This window comes from Mycobacterium attenuatum (assembly GCF_900566085.1).
GTDB lineage: Bacteria > Actinomycetota > Actinomycetes > Mycobacteriales > Mycobacteriaceae > Mycobacterium > Mycobacterium attenuatum.
Genome location: NZ_UPHT01000110.1, coordinates 1 through 17,899 on the forward strand (window position 1 = coordinate 1; position 17,899 = coordinate 17,899).

The following is a 17,899-nucleotide window of genomic DNA, read 5'->3' on the forward strand; positions in this document are numbered from 1 at the left end:
GCACACCGGCCGAGTACGCTTCGGCCTGCAGACACACCCATACCCCGGTGGCCTGCGAGATCAACTGAATCCGAATCAAACAAACCCGGCTCTAAAAACGGGTTGACTCAGTAACGGGGACTCGCCAGTCGGCGACGAACTGGAAGCGGCTCACCAGCTCGTCTCCCCGGCGAAATATTTGGCCGCCGACCGCAGAATGTCACGCTCGGTCGACAACCGAGCCTCGGTGGCCCGTAACGTCTTGTTCTCGGCTCGTAGCCGGGCCAGCTCCTGGTCAGGGGTCTCCGCGCCCGATACTGGTGCGCCACCAGTGGTGGGGTTGCAGTGCCGAATCGGCACCCCAGCGGCCTTGCACCACGCCGACAGCGTCACCCCACTAACCCCCAACTCGTCGGCGATCTGGCTGATCGTCGCACCCTCAGTGTCTCGGTACAGCGTGACTGCATCCCGCTTGAACTCGTCCGGATAATTTTTCCTTGCCATCAGTGTCGATCATCTCGCTTCCCCCGCCAATCTTGCGGGATTCAGCGTGTCCAACACCTGGGGTCAAGGCCCTGCCCACCGATTCGGCGATCTGCACCGCGGTCGCACCCGAAGCCGTGCGCACCCGCCGAATCCACACCACCAGCCGAGCCTACCGACACAAATTAGTGCCTAACGAGTGCACTAAGCCGAACCATCACCCCAGCTCAGCGCATTGCAACCTTCAGAAAATGTCCAAAGTGACCCAACTCAGGCCTGAGCCCCAGCGGACAATCCTCGCCCACCTCGGCATCAAAGTGGCTTACTAAGCCAAATGTCCTAACTCAGGTCAAAGTGGCTTACTAAGCCAAATGTCCTAACTCAGGTCTAACCCTAACCATCGCGTTCGCCAGCCTGGCCGGATCGTGGTCGTTCTAGTCGAAAACCTATCGGCGGTGTAGTCGAAGTTGCAGATCGACGGGTTTGAGTGTCATGGCTTCGGAGGCCGAGAGGTGATATCCAGGACGGGGTTCGAGGTCGTATTGATGCAGTACCGCCGCGAGAGTCAAAAGGGTCTCATGGAGCGCGAATTGGCGACCAAGGCAAGCGCGGGCGCCGGTGCCAAACGGCTTGTAGGTACGAGGTGGAAGTTTGCGTAGATTCTCGGGAAGGAAACGGTCGGGGTTGAATTCATCGGCGTCAGAGCCCCAGGCATCGCAGCGGTGCGCGGCGATTAAGTGTACGAACACCCAGTCTCCGGCGCGGAAGGCATGCTTTCCGTTTCCGATGGTGGTGTCTTGGCGGGCCTGACGGAAGTAGCCAGGTGCTGCCGGCCACAGCCGCAAAGTTTCGTCAACCACGCAGCGTAGGTACCGCAGTGTGGCGACGTCCTCGAAACCGATGTTGGGGAAGATTTTATCGGGCCAGCGTTCGTCGATCTCGGCGCGGGCTTTCGCGGCGATGTCGGGGTGAGTGGCTAAAAGGTGCAGGGCAAAGGCGATGGCGTTGGCGGAGGTTTCGCTGCCGACGATGAGGAGGGTCAGAATCTGGTTGATGATGTTGTCGTTGCCGAGTTGCTCGCCGGTGTCGGGGTCGGTGCGCTGCAGTAGGACGTCGAGCACGTCGGTGTGCGAGTCTGGCGTGGAGTTGCGGGCCTCGATGATTGTTGCGACTTGTCGGCGCATCTCGGCCTTGTCTTTGTTGTGTTGATTTTTTCTGTCCTGGGGGATGTCCGTGGTGTGCCGGTCGGCGTAGGCGAGTTCGCGAATCAGCATGGCGACGAATGGATTTTCGCGTTCACGGGGATTGCTGAGCTTGCTGAAGGAGTGGCCCATTGCGGTGCGGGCGATGATCTCGAGGGTGAGTCGGTTGGTGTCGGCGGGGATGGTAAGCCAGCCTCGGACAGCGCTTTTGGTGTTCCAGGTGTCGAGGAGTTCGCGGATGGCGCCGATCATGTTGTCGTGGTAGCGCTTCATGGCTGCTTTGGCGAAGAGTGGCATTAAGATGTTATGCGCTGTGCGCCAGTTGGGTTCGTGGTTGTAGGCGGTGAATAAGCCGTCACCGAGGACGGAGCGTAGCCTGCCCAGCGAGGGGCCAATGTGTTTTTCCCAGCGGGTCTCGTCGTTGACTTCGTCGATGAGGGCGGTGTCGGCGAGAAAGATGACTGGCTGGTTGCCGAAGGGCTGCTCAAGCATTCCGCTGCCAAGTTTGCGGAGTTCGGTGGTCACGGCCTGGACGGGTTTAGTAAAGTCAAGCGTTCGCGGATCGGCGATGATAGGAAACTGAAAGCGGTTTAACTGGCTGGTCGGGATTGAGCTGTCCGTGGTCATCCTGTCGGGCTCCCTTACCTAGGCTGGGCGGTCACTTCGGGGGCGGACAGGGTGAACCGGTCGGTAGTTGCGTAGGCGACCGGCCACCATTTCGCCAATTTCAATAGTTCGGCTACCTCCTCGTCGAGAGTTGTCGACCGAGATCGCAGGATTAGTGCCATGTCAGGGGGCTCTGGTGTGACGCCCGCGGCTTTGGCTTTGGCGGCATTAGCCAACTGCAGGGCGTGAGTCGCCGCGTCGTGTTCGCGAGTTGGCACGGAGTAAGCCTTGAGAAACCCGGCCAGCTCGTGTGAAGCTATTTCACGCAGATAGGGGCGCAGCCGCAAGATAACGTCGCGGATTTCGATAACGGTTTGGTGCAATTCCAGGGGGGTCTTTTGAAATCGATGGTCATCCTGTTCAAGGTTGAAACTGCATTCTGGCACCACCGCTGTCAGGCTTAACCGCAGAGGCTTCAATCTATTCCAGGTGCGACCAGTGCGATCCATTCCGAAGTAAGACAGCAGTTTCGCCGCGAGCGGCACCGCGCCGAGAGTAAAGACGATGACTGCTATGGAGAAGAACTCGAAGCCGTGAAACCACAGCCGAAACTCGATGGTGCTAGTCCAGCCAAGCTGGTCGGTCACCGCCAAGACCAGCGCCTCCGAGCAGCCCGCTGCGGCCACGACACCTAGCAGTAATCCGCCGACGGCCAGGAGGAATTCACGGTTGCGGGTGGTTTTCCTCAACTCGACCGCAAACATCCAACTTACCCGAGCCCCCACCACGAAAATCATGGTCAGATAGAAGCTCCACGCCCAGATCGCGTCCCAGCCGCCGGAGACTTCAAGGGTTTGACCGGCAACGCGGGCACGGGTAGCCGCGACCAGGTATGCCATGCACAAAATGACTGCTGCCAGACGATAATAACCGTGATCTCGGCGCGTTTCGACCGGCGAGTGCCTAGTCCATAACATCGTGAATCCGATGAATTCGGTGGAGGCGAAAATCATTGCAGCGAAAGCTAGTTGCTGGGCGGTGGTGACAGTCATCAAGGCGCTTTTGGACAAAAGGCCTTCTACTTTGCGCTCACGCAAGAGCTGGGCCAGCAGTACGAATGCCATCAGATTGTTGTAGTAGGTGTCGTAGAGGTTGGCCCTACACCACCGGAAGCGCGCGGAGAGAAGGATCGCCATAAGCGTGATTACGGGCCACGCGATGATGCCTGGGACGGTGGAGGTCATTGGCGGCCGAAGAAGGCGCTACGCATCATCACCGATGAACGCTCGTTGGCTTCAGCGGCGGCGATCATCAGCACGGAAGCGAATATTTCGGCGTCTCGTTCCTGGTCGCTGGCGTAGGCCGTTCGTCTTAATACGGCATTCACGGTCGCCAGGTCGATGTCAGGTAACACTTTGAGCCACGCGTCGGAATTAAGTGTTCTATCAGTACCGGTTTCCTGTGCTAGACCGTGCCCTAACACCATGTGCCCGATTTCGTGGCAAACGATTTGATCGATGTGATAGTCCGAAGTTTCAGCGTCGTAAAGGATGACGTCGTCGTCGTCGCGGATTAACCACACACCGCAGGGACCTTCCGTGAACGCTGAGGTATCGGTGGGGAGTAGCCGGATGGGCCTACCTCTTTGAGAGGCGAGATTCTCAATAAAGACATCTCTATTCCAAGGAACAGGGATGTGCAGCGTACGCGCTAGAGCGAGTAGCTCGGCGTTAGGCACTGCCATCAAATTTCCTCACCTTGCGGAGCGGTCGCAGGTAGCCGCTGAAGTTTTCGCATCTCATGCGACGGTGACCGCCAAGCTGTTGATCGCTTCCGGCTCCAATCCTAAGACGCGCAGGGCCAGGTCACGCACCCCGCCCCGCTGTCACGTAAGGCTTGCAGGAGGTTGGGTTGGGCGTCGATTTGCGGGTCGATCAGGTAGGACGGGGAGACGCCGAAGAATTCGGCGACAGCCCGTAGAAGCTGCGCGGTTGGGTTGGTCTTGATCCTACTGTGCAGCTGCCATATGTAGGCCGAGCTGATCGCGACACCCCGGTCTGTTTGGTGATGGCCTCGGCGGCGGGGACGGTGTTGGACAGCAGCGGCTCAGATGGGTTGCGTATGGCCTGGAGAAGTTTGTTGAGCTTGACTGACAGCTTGGATTCACGTGCGGGGCCCGTCTAGCGCACCTAACTGTGCTCTCGCTTCGCACGCAGTCCCGTGGAATGCGCTGAGGCTACTCAGCGGTCGTGGGGGCACTTAATTGATCATCACAAACGATATTGCCTAGAGTGTCAATTGCTGGCTCACCTCGCAGAGATAGACGCTTGACACCGGCGTCGCGGGCGGCGGCGAGTAGGCGAAGTTGCTTGTCCACATGCTCTGCGTGGGCACCTGCTGAAGTCAGGTACTCAGCGGACACGCCAAAATGTGTGGCCAGCCCGCGAGCAATGTCTTGCTCGGGAGTGGGGGCGCTCTCATGTCGTAGGGCGCTGATTTGGCTGCCAGTAACGGAGCGACCGATGATGTGGCTCACCGATCTGGCTACTTCCTCGGCTGACTGCTCCGGTTGATCTCGTGACCGACATACGTTGAACAGCCTGTCAAGTTTGACCGCAAACGTCAGGGTGGGGTCGCTGATGTCAGTCATTTGTCAGATCCTTCTCGGGTTGCGGCGTCGCAGTCGCCGCCGAAATGACGCCTCAAGTTCAGTGTCGATGCTTTCTGAGTAGCCCAACAGCCACCGCCTGTACAGCTTGTCAACCCTCTCGGGATCGTCCGCCGAGACAGGTGCCGAGAGCAACTCAGCGAACGCGTATTCCAGTAGCGGCTGCATGGACTGGTGGCCCTTGGTGTGGTTTCGTTCGAGTAAATCCGTTACATAATGTCCGACGATGGCGCTCAGATGCTGATTGAGGGTGTCAACGATGGGTCGGATTTCACCGGACGGAATGGGTTCGACGCTGTGGTCATCAAGCACATCATTGAGTTGCGTCTGGGTTGTCATCATCGCCAGAATGCGCTCAAGGGGCAACCCCACGGTGCCGTCTGTAGGTTCCAGCACCGCGCGCTTACCGATGTGCTCCCGGGGTTTGGGCTCATCGCCGCCCCAGTAGGTGTTGGCTGCACTACCGGGTAACCAACGAAGTCCGACGTCGAATTTCGACAGAGTGCTCGGCCGTGGGTCCTCAAGTTCTCCCGCTTCCGCCTTGGCGAGCGTGGGCGCGGTAGGCCCGCCGTTGCGGTTGACCTCAGCCAGCGTCATTCCGAGGTTCCGGCGCCGCTGCGATACTTGCACCCCGAAGTGTTCCCGATGTCCTGTCATAAGGCCACTCCACACTCCATTGGAAACACGGATCAAACAGCAGTGAACAAAACTAGCATCGCAGTGTGATCTTGCAGAGTTCGATCTAGGGTTCACGGGTATCTGTTACTTGACCTGCTGAGACCTGTCCCCTGCCTGTCATCGGCTAGCCCGACGTCTAGCCTCATGGACGAAGGCCCCTCGGGTGCCGTTGCCGACGGGTGCCGTCTTGGCCGTAGAACGGTAAACCTAAGAGTAACCATCACCAGTTTTAGCCTCAAGCTAGCGGACTCGCGACCCTACGTAGTATCGCGTAATTCATACTTATTTTATTGACTTTTGTTGCTTGTTTACTCTCTGCGGCCTAGGTTTCTGAGGACACCATCGACGAAGCAGTTGGGCGTCGTTGGAGGTGTTGCGTCAAACGCTGGGCCGCCCCGGGGGCCACCAACCTGAACAGGCCTTTATCGGAGATTGGAGACGATATGCTCACCGCTACCACCACGCCCCGTGTCCCATACGGTGCTCCGGCCTTTGCGGTCACTGCTCACGGCGCCCCCGTGCCGTTCAGCATCGACGAGAACGCTTTCGCGGCCTGGGTTGCTGACGAAAGCGATGAGCTGCCACACCACCTGCCAGACCCAACCGATACCTCCGCGAGATCGACCTCGTCAGAATTGGTCCATCGGGCACTTAGCGCTGGTGCGCTCATCGGCGATCCTGGCCTTGAGCTGAACATTCACGACGCCACAATCGCTGAGGAGACTGGGTACGTTGTGCGACTGAACAACCGTGCTGGCAGCCAGCTTTCGGTTGGCCTGACCAGGGGATGGAATGAACTGCGCTGGCCACCAAAAGATTTCACTGTCAGTGACGAAGTACGTTACTGCCTGCAACAAATCTGTGACACCGCCAACGCGCTACTCAACGACATACTGGTAGTCCCGGCGTAAAGCGGGCTCGCCCAGGCGCGAAATATGCTGCGGTGATGGAAAATGTCTCCGATGTCATGCGTGTCCGTGTGAGAGCTGCATCCCTTGATCCGCTCATCGCCCGCATCGACGAACTTGTCGAAGAAGACGGCGAAACGGTTTCCCTCGACGAGCGTGATGTGCGGAGCGTATCTGACGAGTAAGCCTCGGGTTCCCGAAGCTGCCCCTAATCCCCACTGGCAGTGGCCGGGAGTCTCTGGCAGCGGGGGGTGGTGAGCTGCCTTTGTCTGGGGGAAAGAGTTGCAACCCGTACAGAATTCGTTAATCGGTGAGATTTTCTAGCCCGCATTCGATTTCGGGGTTCACGTGACGCTCGCGGAACAGTGTGGTGAATTCGGCTTGGTCGGCGTCGTCCCAATCGCGGTAGGCTGCGATGCGGAAGCCCTCCAAGGCGTTCTCTGCTGTCCATGGGATACCTCGGTGCTCTGGGCTGGATTCCTGGTGGTGGCGCACTGTTCGCCAGATATAGGCGAAGGTGTCGACCGCTTGATCGTGTAGTCCGTTGCGCCACAGCCACACACTCACCGCAGCGGCCGGGTCGCCAGGGCGCAGTGGTGCTTCTTGGTTCTCTTTCCACCACGCCAACCGTTCGGCGTGCGCGGCGTCAGCTTCATCGTCGGACAGAATCTGTAGGGTGGCCGCGTCCATGGTGTTGCGTTCCGGCGGATTGGCCCAGGACTGTTCGTCCCGCAGAATCCATTTCGTCTCGGTTTCGGCGAGTCGCCAGATGAACATTTCCCATAGTTTGTTCTTATCCATGCCCGCGTATGGTTTCAGCGGCAGATCAAGCAACGGGTTGATGCGCCACCGAGGTTGTCCCGGGTCTCGTAGAAGTTGAGGTGGCGGTCCCCCCGCTCGAGACCTGCCTGTGGTAGGTGTCGGGCGTCCGCCAAGACACACCAACAGCAAGGGGACCACCATGAAGAAGAGTAGCCAGATTCAGTCCGTCGATGTGAGCGCGTCGGCGGTTCCAGAGCGGGTCAGTGTGGCGATGGCCGAGATCGCCGAGAACATGCAAGAGGGCTTGTTGGCGTTGGCCGTGGGCGCGGGCCTGCAGGTGATGGCGGCGTTGATGGAGGCCGACGTGACCGCGTTGGCCGGCCCGAAGGGCCAGCATGACGGAGCGCGGACCGCGGTGCGCCACGGCCACGAGCGCGGGTCGGTGACCCTGGGTGGGCGTCGGGTGCCGGTGACCCGGCCGCGGGTGCGTGCCGCCAACCGGACGGGCGAGCGGCCGGTCGCCTCGTATGAGCTGTTCAGCTCCACGGAGATCTTGGGCAAGCTGGCGATGGAGAAGATGCTGGCCGGGCTGTCGACGCGGCACTACCCGGTCGGGCTGGAGCCGGTCGGTGAGCAGATCAGCGAGAAGGCCTCGGCGACAAGCAAGTCTGCGGTGTCGCGGCGGTTCGTGGCGATGACCGAAACCGCTCTGGCCGAGCTGCTGTCGGCCGATCTGTCCGGGTTGGATCTGGTGGCGTTGATGATCGATGGGGTGCACTTCGCCGAGTCGTGCTGCATCGTGGCGCTCGGTATCGGCATCGACGGAGTCAAGCATCCGTTGGCGTTGGTGGAGGGCTCCACGGAGAACGCCACGCTGGTTACCGATCTGCTGGTCGATCTGCGGGAGCGAGGCCTGGACGTCACCCGCCCGATGTTGGTGGGCCTCGACGGGTCCAAGGCGCTGCGCAAGGCCGTGGTTGACGTGCTCGACCGTTCGGTCGTCCAACGCTGCCAAATTCATAAGGTCAGAAACGTCAAAGATTCTCTGCCGCACCGCCTTCGGTCCAGTGTAGGCCGCAAGATGACCGACGCCTACCACGCCGGATCGGCGCTCGAGGCCGAGGCCGCGCTGCTCGCGCTGGCCAAAGAGCTCGACCGAACTCACCCGGGCGCGGCGGCGAGCCTGCGCGAGGGCCTGGACGAGACCCTCACGGTCTTGCGGTTGGGTGTGACGCCCACCCTGGCCCGCACGCTGCGCTCGACGAACTGCATCGAGTCGATGATCTCGGTATGCCGTGAGCACGCCGGCAACGTCAAGCGGTGGCGTGACGGGCAGATGGCGCTGCGCTGGTGCGCCGCCGGCATGGTCGAGGCCGGCAAGCAGTTCCGCCGCGTCAACGGCCACCTGCACCTACCGTCGCTCCGAGCAGCCCTCGAACGCGAGTTCGCCGAACCTGTCGGACCCGTCGTACACAATGACCAAGTGAGCGCGGCCTAGTGCTCACCGGACCGCCACCGAAGTTCCACGGAACTCGGGACATCCTCGCCACCCATGGACTGCGCCGCTCGATGGGAGCCACCGGCATCTGCTGGGACAATGCCGGTGCAGAATCGCTGTGGTCGACCTTCAAGCACGAATGCTACTACCGACACACCTTTGCAACGAAAGTGGAACTTATTGCAGCAGTTGATAATTGGATGAATTTCTACAATAATCAACGAAGGCATTCAGCGATCGGGATGCGCGCACCTATGGACTACGAGCGCGCGCTGACTGCCACCACGGAAGCAAGTTAACCCGTGTCCACTTTTTCGGGGGAACCCCAGGCTTGGAAACACGAGTGTGTTTGGATCGCTCGGCAACTCTGGTTGCAGCCGGTTCCATACCGGCCCTGGGATGGGAACGTGGCGTGCACGGTTTGTCTTGGTTGTCGATTCGACAATGCCTCTGCCGGTCACGTAAGTGGCCGATGAGCGGACGAGCAGGTCCCGGTCGCCCACATGCTTGCGCCGCAGTGCGGCAGCCTCACCGAAGCGCAGTCCGCAGTAGCCGAGAACCAGGGTCAGCGTCTCGAATCGCTCGGTCGCCTTCGCGAGCTGGAGCAGCTCGGCGTGGTTCAAGTATCGCCGCTCCCGCTCCGCCGCCATTGGCAAATCTTCGGACCGCTTGATCTCCGCCGCCACGTTTCTAGCAATCTTCCCGGTCCGTTGCGCGTACTTAAGCACGGCGCCGACGAGCTGATGAGCCTGCGTGATCCGACTAGCCGAGAGTGCGGTGCCGCGCTGTGAGCCGTCCACAGCCAAACCGCCGAGCCACGTTGAGTAGGCCTGGTAGTCAATCTGTTTCAGTGGCACCTCCGCCCACTTCGGCAGCGCAAGGGTGTCCAGGATGGACCGGTAACCCGCGACAGTCTTGGGTTTTCGATGCCCCTTAGTAGCGAACCACTGTTCAGCGACCGATCCGAACGTCTCAGCGCTCTTCCGAGGGTCGACGTACGCGCCGCGTTGAATGTCCCCCGTCAGGCCGTCCAGATATGCCTGAGCGTCCGGCCGGCGCTCGAAGACTCGTGCGTGCTCCCTGCCGCTACCATCAACCCACCGCACTCGCCAGCGCGTGACCTTGCCGTAGACGGCGCAACGTTCCTTGCGGACCTTTCCATCCGAGCCCTTGACCTTCTTGTGCCATCGGTCGTCAATGCCGGCTCGCTGATGTCTGGTAATTATGAGGCGACAATACCGCACAAATCCGTGGTACGAATCCGTTATTACGCCAGTCCCCCGCGCTCTGTCTTGGCAGCTTCTGCCTCCACCCACGCATTCAGGTCGACGATGTCGTAAAACGTATGTCGGCCAAGGCGATAGCTGCGCGGGCCAGTGCCCATGTAACGCCAATACCTGAGCGTCGACTCAGGTAATCCTCCCAAGTATTCGGCTACAGCCCTGGTGCCCAGTCGAACCACTGATATTGCCGTCATCCGTCTACTTCCTGTTCTCGCTCAATGTGCGTACGTACGGCCCAATCACGCTTTGGCAGAGACGCACCCACCCCGATTCCCCTGTAAATGGATCGATTCCGAATCAATCGGCACCTTCCAGCACGAGTCCGCTTCATGGACTTGCTCCGCTGTTCTGGCTGGCATCCAAGCGGGCCAAGTATCGGTACTCGCGGGCACGCAATGCCGCGGTATGGACTAGCAGCCGTTCGCCGTCGTTGCGGTGCCCGACCCCATCAATGCGCCAGTCGCTCAGTTCGCACGCGCTGTTTGACCAGTCTTCCTGGTCATGGGAATTATGTTGGACGTCAACGTGTTCCGGTTGGTCAGCGCGGTGGATCCGCCAGTGACGACGGGCGGCGCGCAGCGCGGTCATGGTGATCGAGTAGCACCGCGATTTGCTGGTAATGTGCCTGCGATAGCCCAGAGTATGCAGCCAGCCGGCCATTGCGGTGTTTGCGGGTAGTGTCGCTAGGTTGACCAGGGTGGACAGGATGCGGCGGGTATGGGCCGGGATGTCCAGCTCGGCGATGGCGGCAGGGCTCATACGGCGGGCGGCGATGCCGAATTCGGCGACCGACTTGGTGGTGTACTTAGCTTTAGCCAAATACGCCGCCACCCGCCGGACCAATCCGGGCTTGCCGGTGTCATCGATATCGTTGAGGGGCTGGGTGTCGATTTGGCTACCGAATCGCAGCATGCGCGCCTCGGACTCCGATGCTGTTGCGGCGGCGCCGGCCGCTGCATCCACTGTCACGGGGAGCCGTACCTGGTTGGCGGCTTGGCGCACCAGCGGGCCAGTTCAATTGCTGACACTTTGGCGTCGGATGCGCCGGTGCTGCTGTCGTCATTGTTGGGTGGGTCGAGCCGGATAATGGTGTGGTAGTGCACGACGGCGCGACGTTGATATTCGGCGACTTTGACGAACGACACTCGCACAGCGTTGGGGTCGATTCCGATACGGCGCAGGTGGGCCGCCAGTGCCCGGCGCAGTGCAATAGTGAAGCGCCGCCACAGTTCCGGCGCGTGCCAGTTGAACAACACATGCCCGGTGTAGTCATAGCAGTCCGGGCTCAGCGGCTGTCCGACCTCGGGGGCGTCGCTGGCGTGGATCGCGTTGCACCATAAGGCTTTCCCATGCGGACAGTGACTCTTGCCGTTACTAGCCGAGTGGCACACCGTATCAGCCAGTCCTGGTCGGCTGCTGCTGGTGTGCACCGCGCCGAAACTGGGGGCGGTTAGGGTGGCGAAGACTTGCGGCCGGTTGGGCGGTGGTTTCGGGCATACCGTGGTGGCCGCCCTGGGTGCCAGCGTGGACCAGCTGCCAAGTGTCGGCGGCATACAAATCCGAACACGACGGGCAGATCGCCGCCCGGCGGTTGCCGCAGCGGATCATCACCGCCACCCGCCGACCGAGGTCGGGATCACAAGCGCTGGCCTGAACAGGGTTGGCGCAAAACCCCACCGCCGCGCAGCGCTGCCACCATGACTCGTGGCCGGGTGAGGAGGCGCGGCGGATCGCCTGATCGATGGCCGGGGAACCCGGTGCCAACCAGTCGGTCAGCGAGGTCGATGCGAGCATGCTCACCGGTGCCCCTGGTTGTTGCCGCGACAAGCCGGTGGCGCGAAATTGGCAGCCAGCCAAGCGATATCGCTGTCAGTGACATGAAACGCCCGCACCCGCGCTACGGCGGTGTTGCCTTCGGTGAGCACATAACCCACGCCCGGCGTGGTGTCGGGAATTTCTTCGCAGCGTGCGCCCTGCTGATGTGCCGAGGTGGAGAGGATCATCGCGGTTTGGGTGGCCTCGGTCATGCGCAGCCCCACCCGGACCGGAAACAACTGGCGCAGAGCCACCACGTCTTTAGACGGGTCTTGCACGGCGGCGATGACACTGACCCCGACCGCCCGGCCTTGTGCCAACCACAATCCGAGAAGTTGGTCGACTTCGGCGCGTTGTTTGCGATCAGCGTAGGCGATCAGGGTGGCCAACTCATCGACCAGCAAAACGATATGGGGTTCGGCGCGGGTGGGCCGATTACAGCGGGCCGCGCAACCGTTGGGCTCGGGCCAGCATCGTGGCCGTCGTGTCGCGCAGCACTTCCAGAATCGAGTCGCTGTCGTAGGCGAAGCGGTCGAACAAGAGCCTTGAAAGCGGGTCCGTAGCGGCTGGCGACACCTCGCGCGGAGGTACCGGAGTGCCATTAGCCGCAGTCATCACTGCGGGAGAACCGACCAACCCGACCAACCACCTCGACGGGGGCGGGGGTCCGAGGCCCCCCAGATAGTTCACTGGTTCCAATCCACCAGCTTCATCCGCACATCAACACCTGGCCCGAGTTTCTGCTTGAGACCATGCATGAAACCCCACTGATGCAACGCCTGATCAGCCAAACGCCGACATAACCGCTGCACCGCATCGACCGGCTGGTTCTCATAGTCGACATCACCGCGCGCCTCCAACGTCGCCGCCGCAGAAGCGACCGGTACCTCATTCTCCAACAGCAGTACCGCCAGCTGGCGCTTGTCGACCAGCACCACCCACCGCATCTGGGCAGGCAGTTCGGGGAGCGTCATTTCGTCCCTGGCTGCGTACGTAATGCGCGCCCCTCCCTGAATCTCAGTCCCACGCGGATACCACCGCCGGACCATGACCTCTGCGGGCGGCTTTGCATCATAACCAATCCCCCGCAGCGCAGGGCTTCCGGCGGCCTCCGATCCTGCCGGCCCACCTGGACGGCGACGGCCCGCAACGCTTCAGGAGAAGGGACATCAAGGACTGCAAACTCTTGCTTGACGCGCGGATATTTCGCCACCTTGGCAAGCTCAGTCCCACGACTTCGCCGCAAACATGAACAGTCCCCAACTGAATCCCGCACCGTAACTCTCTCCGCGCCAAGGGAATTCGTACTCCTCGTATGCGGGAAGAAGTTTGTCGAACGGGGACCACTGGCGGCCGCCTCTCATAGGGCCAAACTGCTCCGTGAATTCGGTGACGTCCATGCTCCAGATAGGCAGCCCGATTGGGGAATCGGCGGTAATCGAATCGCGCCCCGTGTGCCAATACCGCGCCGACTCAAGCAGTCCGTCTTCACTACCGATCGCATTGAAGTCAAATCCCGGCCACAATACGCTGCTGTGCTGCAGTGATGTGGCGTTCTGATCCGCAATACCCAGCAGCTTCCGCATATTTCCGAAATAGGAGGCTTCGTCGCCAAGGGCTTCGGCCACCCGCTCGTGTATCCGTTCTCCGTCGTCGACGGAAAACCCCTGTTCAGCCAGCTTAGCTTTTAGTTGACCTTCTTGGTGTGACATCCTGATTCTCAGCTTCATCGTCATCAGCAAGTACAGCTCAAAATCGACTATGGCGGTAACCGAAGCTCTATTCATTGTGTATCCATTCATCCACCAAGGTAGGGCAAGAATTGATGAAGGTCCCCCCTAAATACTGTAACCGATCCGTCCGGGTGGACCATCAGTGCTATTCCTTGATCTACCCTTACCGGGAGCACCACCCTTGCTCCATTGGGCAGGTTGGCAATTCCCGCAGCTTCACCGAACGCAGTTTCCGCTGCGATATCGGCCGCCTCCGCAGCCTGTTCCTGATCAAGGTGTAAGCCGGACACCTTGTCCGCAATTGCATCTGACCTCGTGCCGGGGGCGAGAACCGAAGCTTCTCTACCAATTTGCGTGGCCTGATCGACAATACTCGGGCTTGTAGTCCACCAGCTTCATCCATACGTCGACGCCTGGACCGAGTTTCTACGCCTGGTCAGCCAAAAGCCGACGCAACCGCTCTACTGCGTCAACCGGCTGGTTTTCATAGTTGACATCACCGTGCGCCTCCAACGTTTCGGTCGCGGAAGCGACCGGTAGCTCATTCTTCAGCAACACCACTGCGAGCTGGCGCTTGTCCACCAGCACCACCCACCGCATGTGAGCAGGCAGTCGAGGGAGCGCCGTTTCGCCCCTGGCTTGCGTGCGTCATGCGCCCTCACGTCGGCGTCGAGCCCTGATCCAGTTGAGGGCCAACCTGAGCTTGCCCGTCCGCGGGATGGCGATCTTGGCGGTTATGCTTCGTAAAGTTTTCGGTATGCCTCACGCGCACGGTCCCGTAATTCCTCCTCATCGAACGCGTGCACGTATTTACGAAATTCGGGATCCTTGGCGCGGACGTACTCACGGTATTCGGAATTCGCACTGTAATCATCAGCGTCCGTGAACAACGTTTCAAGTATATCAAACTCGTCTTCGTCGAGACTGTAATCCTGGTCGTTCTGAAACATCTTCAGGTAAGAGGATTTAAATTCCTGAGCCGATATCTGACCGCTGATGAAACTGGAGATCAGCCCCCTGTACTTGGTCGACTTTCTCGCGGCTGCTCTGCCATCAGATGACATCAATTACCACCTAATTTCTCCTTGTTCACAATGATTCTCTGGTTACTATGTTATGAGCCGGTTCAGGGCTTAACTTCCAACCTGATACAAACGTTCCATCGGGCTTTTGGATTACACACAATGCGGAGTCCGGATTATAGTTCAGGATGGCAGGCTGGCCACGGAAGGTGCCTTGGATGTGCATCGTTGTAGGGTCATCTACGAACTGCGTTAACGCTCTGTCGAAATTGTCAAAGCCAGCGCGGCCCCGGGGATCGGTGACACCGAACTCTGCCGCATGCTGAGAATACTTTTCCTCTATTTGACGAAGGTCGGTTTGCAAGGGGACTTCGTCAATCAAGGGCGGGCTTTTTCCCGCCGCCCCAGGTGGTTCCTGCGTGCCGGGCGCACGTGGCTGTGGTTGGACACCTGGCGTACCCGGCTGGGCGGGGGGTGGGGCGGGTTGAATCTGTTATGGGTATGCTTAATTGTCCTAGCCGTGCTCGAAGGGCCGCCTCTCGTGTGTTTAGCTCACCAAACTCCCTCATGCAGGAGCTGTAGGGGCCAGGCGGAAGTGGACCGACGATTTTTGGAGGATCGCACCCGGTTGCGTAGCTAGCTTTGTCCTTGACCAGGGTCCCACGATTGAAGCGCCTGCTCCTTTGTCATTTCTTCGAACGGCGGCACCAGTGGTGGAACCGATGGCGCCGGGGCACAACGCTTCACTCGATAGGACATCGAAAATTCGTATTCTTGCGCAACTTTCCGATCACACTCTTGGCAACCTCAGTCCCAGTAGATCGAAGAAGACAAAAACAACCCCCAGATGAATCGGGCACCGTAACGCTCTCCGTTCCACGAGAATTCGTACTCCTCGTATGCGGGGAGAATTTTGTCGAACAGAGGCCACTTGCCGCGAATGGTCACCGGCCCAAACTGCTCCGCGAACTCGGTGACGTCCACGCTCCAAGTGTGCAGCTCGGTCGGGAAGGCGCCACTTGGCGAATCGCGCCTCGTGTGCCAATACCGAGCCGACTCAAGCCGTCTGTCTTCACTAGCGATCGCATTGAAGTCAAATCCCGGCCACAATATGCTGCTGTACGTCAGTGACCTGGATTCCTGGTCTGCAATGCCCAGCAGCTTCGTAATGTTCTCGAACCGGGAGGCTTCGTCAGCGAGAACTTCAGTCACTCGCTGATGTATCCGTTCGCCGTCGTCGATGGAGAACCCGCGTTCGGCCAGCTTGGCTTCTAGTTGAGCTTCCTTGTTCGCCATGGACATCCTGAGCTTCATCGTCATCAGCAGGTAGACCTCGAAATCGATAATTGCTGTAACCGAAGCTGCATTCATCGCTTAACCCCTTTACCTACCAATATATGGCAAGAATTGATGAAGGTCCCCCTTAAACACTGTCACTGATCCGTCAGGATGAACCACCCGCGCTCCGATTCCCCGCGATCCCAGGGGCTGCGCGCAATATCCTCGAGCATCTGACGGTACATCCGTGCTCCGTATTCGTCTGCTGCACTGGCTGGTTTAATCGGCAACACCGGATGGGACGTACGGAGGGCGGGATCACCAAGCGAGGCAGGGATTCGTGATCCTGCCAGATCGGGTGGAGTCTGTTCATCGGCCAAGGCCAACTCATAGTAAGTGGCGACATGTTCGCCAGGTGCGATGTGGTCGCCGACGATCCGGTGCAGGTAGTCAACGACGGCCGTGGTGGACCGAAGTTGATCGAAAAAGAAATCCCATTCCCTTCGAAGGACAACGACATACGGGATAGTCACGCTCTGTTCATATGCCGACACGGTATCGGGGGGATTGTCGTGGTCCATGATGACGACACCAACCCATTCAATGATGTTGCCGTTGATGATTGAGCGCCCCCGGGCGTTTACATGGGAGATCGGGGCACGCTGAACTGTCCGAACCGACCCGCCGGCCTGACGTGCCCCCTCCTTGGCCTTCTTGGACATCCATGCCCGTTCGCGGTCGGCGTGGTCGGTCGGTTCGGTCCTTGCTTTGACTTGGACGGCGAGGCCGCGATCACCGCACACAATGGTTCCATCGCCGACTTCTCGTACGGCATTGTCGCGCTGGACTGTCTCGGGGTGGAAGACAAAGTCCGATAAACCCCAACGGGATGCTGAATCGCGGCTCGCATCCTCGGCCGCCGTGCCACGTTCCAGCTGTTGGTCCAGCGGCTTGGCCATGGGCACAATGCGGCCGTAAATCCCGTCCGGACGCTGGACCAGCATGATGAAGTCGTCTCCGGCGCGATACGTCGCTAGACCAAGGTCAGAATTGCGCAAACCCGCTTCGATGTCCGGGGTTTCGCTGATATCCACACGCGCCCACAGCGGATCGTCTTCGAGCGGGACCAGCCGAAAGTGACCCTCGGTCAATGGTGGCCGTAAACCAACCGAGCGTTCGAAGGCGCGGATGAGTTCCTCGACCACTCGCAAGAGTCCGTGACACTGCACGTCAATGTTGCCGTCGGGGTCATCGGGCCAGGGTTCGACGTTGAGGATGGGATCAAATGCGATGTTGGGGTTGGCCCGAATACCACTGGCACCTGGCGGTGTGCGAAAGGTAGCGACTCGATGCCAATCGACGAGAACCCCGTCGGGCAAGCACTCCAACTCTGTCACTACCACGGGTGGGTCCGCCTCCACCATGGGGCAGGCGGAATGCGCCCAGAACGATACGACAGGGCTGGTGTTCCGCTCACGCAAAGCGGCGAGATTGAACAAGCGTGTCAGCACGGGCTGCATGGACTGATGGGGATCATCGTCGACGCGCGATCGATAGTAGGGCTGGAATTGCTCGATTAGCTGGATCTGGTCGGGCCTCAAACCCGCCAGCGCACCTGACTCGACGAAATCGAGGAACTCAGACACCGTGCCGAAAAGCAGGAACCGAGGAAGGTGCTCGCCGCCCGGTGACCGCAACGGTCTGGAGACGCAGTGCTCGGCGGCGAGCACAGCTGCCCTCGCGCACCCCAACAACGCATCGACGAACTGACCAGCTGCTCGCTCTAGGCTTTCAAGTCGGTGCTCCTCGTATTCGTCAACCAAGACGTCGAGGCAGCCCATCCCGTCGTCGTCGACGTAGACGGAACTTCTGAACAACTCGCTGCCAACGAGTTCGTTCCATGCGCTCGCCATGGCCCGCATTGCATCGGTCGCCTCGTCGAACATCGACCACGCCGAACTGAACTCACCACTGCGGCGGTCGT

22 protein-coding genes and 2 pseudogenes are annotated in these 17,899 nt (G+C 60.0%); 4 read left to right on the forward strand and 20 right to left on the reverse strand.

Going from position 1 to position 17,899, the window contains the following annotated elements:
- Window positions 1-243: 243 nt before the first annotated feature.
- The 6 genes and pseudogenes from EET13_RS18230 to EET13_RS18260 form a co-directional block, all read right to left on the reverse strand.
- Window positions 244-483, reverse strand: a pseudogene (locus EET13_RS18230) (transposase); the annotation flags it as partial.
- Between the two features lie 425 nt (window positions 484-908).
- Window positions 909-2,291 (reverse strand): cytochrome P450, encoded by a 1,383-nt coding sequence (locus EET13_RS18240; RefSeq protein WP_122443604.1) that lies wholly within the window; start codon window positions 2,289-2,291, stop codon window positions 909-911.
- Between the two features lie 14 nt (window positions 2,292-2,305).
- Entirely contained in the window at window positions 2,306-3,466 is a 1,161-nt protein-coding gene (locus tag EET13_RS18245; RefSeq protein WP_136623187.1) for an MAB_1171c family putative transporter, read from the reverse strand.
- 44 nt (window positions 3,467-3,510) lie between these two features.
- Window positions 3,511-3,852, reverse strand: a complete 342-nt coding sequence (locus tag EET13_RS18250; protein WP_244603983.1) for a hypothetical protein — start codon at window positions 3,850-3,852, stop codon at window positions 3,511-3,513.
- 654 nt (window positions 3,853-4,506) lie between these two features.
- The gene (locus tag EET13_RS29930; RefSeq protein ID WP_136623188.1) at window positions 4,507-4,920 is read right to left on the reverse strand and encodes a hypothetical protein; all 414 of its coding nucleotides are present in this window, start codon (window positions 4,918-4,920) and stop codon (window positions 4,507-4,509) included.
- 3 nt (window positions 4,921-4,923) lie between these two features.
- Complete coding sequence (locus EET13_RS18260; protein WP_136623189.1) at window positions 4,924-5,535, reverse strand: hypothetical protein; 612 nt, start codon at window positions 5,533-5,535, stop codon at window positions 4,924-4,926.
- 599 nt (window positions 5,536-6,134) lie between these two features.
- On the opposite strand from EET13_RS18260, the gene EET13_RS18265 reads away from it, so the two are divergent.
- Window positions 6,135-6,527 carry a hypothetical protein gene (locus tag EET13_RS18265; protein WP_136623190.1) on the forward strand — a complete coding sequence of 131 codons (393 nt, stop codon included), beginning with the start codon at window positions 6,135-6,137 and terminating at the stop codon, window positions 6,525-6,527.
- A 35-nt stretch (window positions 6,528-6,562) separates the two neighbouring features.
- Window positions 6,563-6,709 (forward strand): hypothetical protein, encoded by a 147-nt coding sequence (locus EET13_RS30485; protein WP_168991303.1) that lies wholly within the window; start codon window positions 6,563-6,565, stop codon window positions 6,707-6,709.
- 118 nt (window positions 6,710-6,827) lie between these two features.
- On the opposite strand, the gene EET13_RS18270 is transcribed toward EET13_RS30485, so the two are convergent.
- Window positions 6,828-7,325 carry a hypothetical protein gene (locus tag EET13_RS18270; RefSeq protein ID WP_122443609.1) on the reverse strand — a complete coding sequence of 166 codons (498 nt, stop codon included), beginning with the start codon at window positions 7,323-7,325 and terminating at the stop codon, window positions 6,828-6,830.
- Between the two features lie 160 nt (window positions 7,326-7,485).
- On the opposite strand from EET13_RS18270, the gene EET13_RS18275 reads away from it, so the two are divergent.
- A complete protein-coding gene (locus EET13_RS18275) occupies window positions 7,486-8,784 on the forward strand; it encodes an IS256 family transposase (protein WP_122443610.1) in 1,299 nt (432 codons plus the stop codon).
- A 71-nt stretch (window positions 8,785-8,855) separates the two neighbouring features.
- Window positions 8,856-9,083, forward strand: coding sequence for an integrase core domain-containing protein (locus tag EET13_RS32860; protein WP_425294255.1), 228 nt, complete (start codon window positions 8,856-8,858; stop codon window positions 9,081-9,083).
- Here EET13_RS32860 and EET13_RS18285 read toward each other — a convergent pair.
- The 13 genes and pseudogenes from EET13_RS18285 to EET13_RS18325 form a co-directional block, all read right to left on the reverse strand.
- Window positions 9,015-10,028 carry a site-specific integrase gene (locus EET13_RS18285; protein WP_244603984.1) on the reverse strand — a complete coding sequence of 338 codons (1,014 nt, stop codon included), beginning with the start codon at window positions 10,026-10,028 and terminating at the stop codon, window positions 9,015-9,017. The two genes, EET13_RS32860 and EET13_RS18285, sit on opposite strands and share 69 nt — an antisense overlap.
- 366 nt (window positions 10,029-10,394) lie before the next feature.
- Window positions 10,395-11,036, reverse strand: coding sequence for a replication initiator (locus EET13_RS31630; protein WP_244603985.1), 642 nt, complete (start codon window positions 11,034-11,036; stop codon window positions 10,395-10,397).
- Window positions 11,033-11,497, reverse strand: coding sequence for a replication initiator (locus EET13_RS31635; RefSeq protein WP_425294254.1), 465 nt, complete (start codon window positions 11,495-11,497; stop codon window positions 11,033-11,035). The genes EET13_RS31630 and EET13_RS31635 overlap by 4 nt, the downstream gene beginning before the upstream one ends.
- Window positions 11,463-11,861, reverse strand: a complete 399-nt coding sequence (locus EET13_RS32865) for a replication initiator (RefSeq protein ID WP_425294256.1) — start codon at window positions 11,859-11,861, stop codon at window positions 11,463-11,465. The genes EET13_RS31635 and EET13_RS32865 overlap by 35 nt, the downstream gene beginning before the upstream one ends.
- Window positions 11,862-11,863: 2 nt before the next feature.
- Complete coding sequence (locus EET13_RS18295) at window positions 11,864-12,286, reverse strand: hypothetical protein (protein ID WP_122443612.1); 423 nt, start codon at window positions 12,284-12,286, stop codon at window positions 11,864-11,866.
- 31 nt (window positions 12,287-12,317) lie between these two features.
- Window positions 12,318-12,572, reverse strand: coding sequence for a hypothetical protein (locus EET13_RS29935; RefSeq protein WP_136623191.1), 255 nt, complete (start codon window positions 12,570-12,572; stop codon window positions 12,318-12,320).
- Complete coding sequence (locus tag EET13_RS18300) at window positions 12,569-12,880, reverse strand: hypothetical protein (RefSeq protein ID WP_122443647.1); 312 nt, start codon at window positions 12,878-12,880, stop codon at window positions 12,569-12,571. Before EET13_RS18300 ends, EET13_RS29935 begins: the two co-directional genes overlap by 4 nt.
- Window positions 12,881-13,105: 225 nt before the next feature.
- Complete coding sequence (locus EET13_RS18305) at window positions 13,106-13,669, reverse strand: hypothetical protein (protein ID WP_122443613.1); 564 nt, start codon at window positions 13,667-13,669, stop codon at window positions 13,106-13,108.
- Between the two features lie 375 nt (window positions 13,670-14,044).
- Window positions 14,045-14,215: pseudogene (locus EET13_RS30490) on the reverse strand (hypothetical protein); the annotation flags it as partial.
- A 134-nt stretch (window positions 14,216-14,349) separates the two neighbouring features.
- Entirely contained in the window at window positions 14,350-14,679 is a 330-nt protein-coding gene (locus tag EET13_RS18310) for a colicin immunity domain-containing protein (RefSeq protein WP_122443614.1), read from the reverse strand.
- A 25-nt stretch (window positions 14,680-14,704) separates the two neighbouring features.
- A complete protein-coding gene (locus tag EET13_RS32870) occupies window positions 14,705-15,019 on the reverse strand; it encodes a colicin D domain-containing protein (protein WP_211189094.1) in 315 nt (104 codons plus the stop codon).
- A 425-nt stretch (window positions 15,020-15,444) separates the two neighbouring features.
- Window positions 15,445-16,008 (reverse strand): hypothetical protein, encoded by a 564-nt coding sequence (locus EET13_RS18320; protein WP_122443615.1) that lies wholly within the window; start codon window positions 16,006-16,008, stop codon window positions 15,445-15,447.
- Window positions 16,009-16,070: 62 nt separating this feature from the next.
- Window positions 16,071-17,861 carry a hypothetical protein gene (locus EET13_RS18325; protein ID WP_168991304.1) on the reverse strand — a complete coding sequence of 597 codons (1,791 nt, stop codon included), beginning with the start codon at window positions 17,859-17,861 and terminating at the stop codon, window positions 16,071-16,073.
- Window positions 17,862-17,899: the final 38 nt, after the last annotated feature.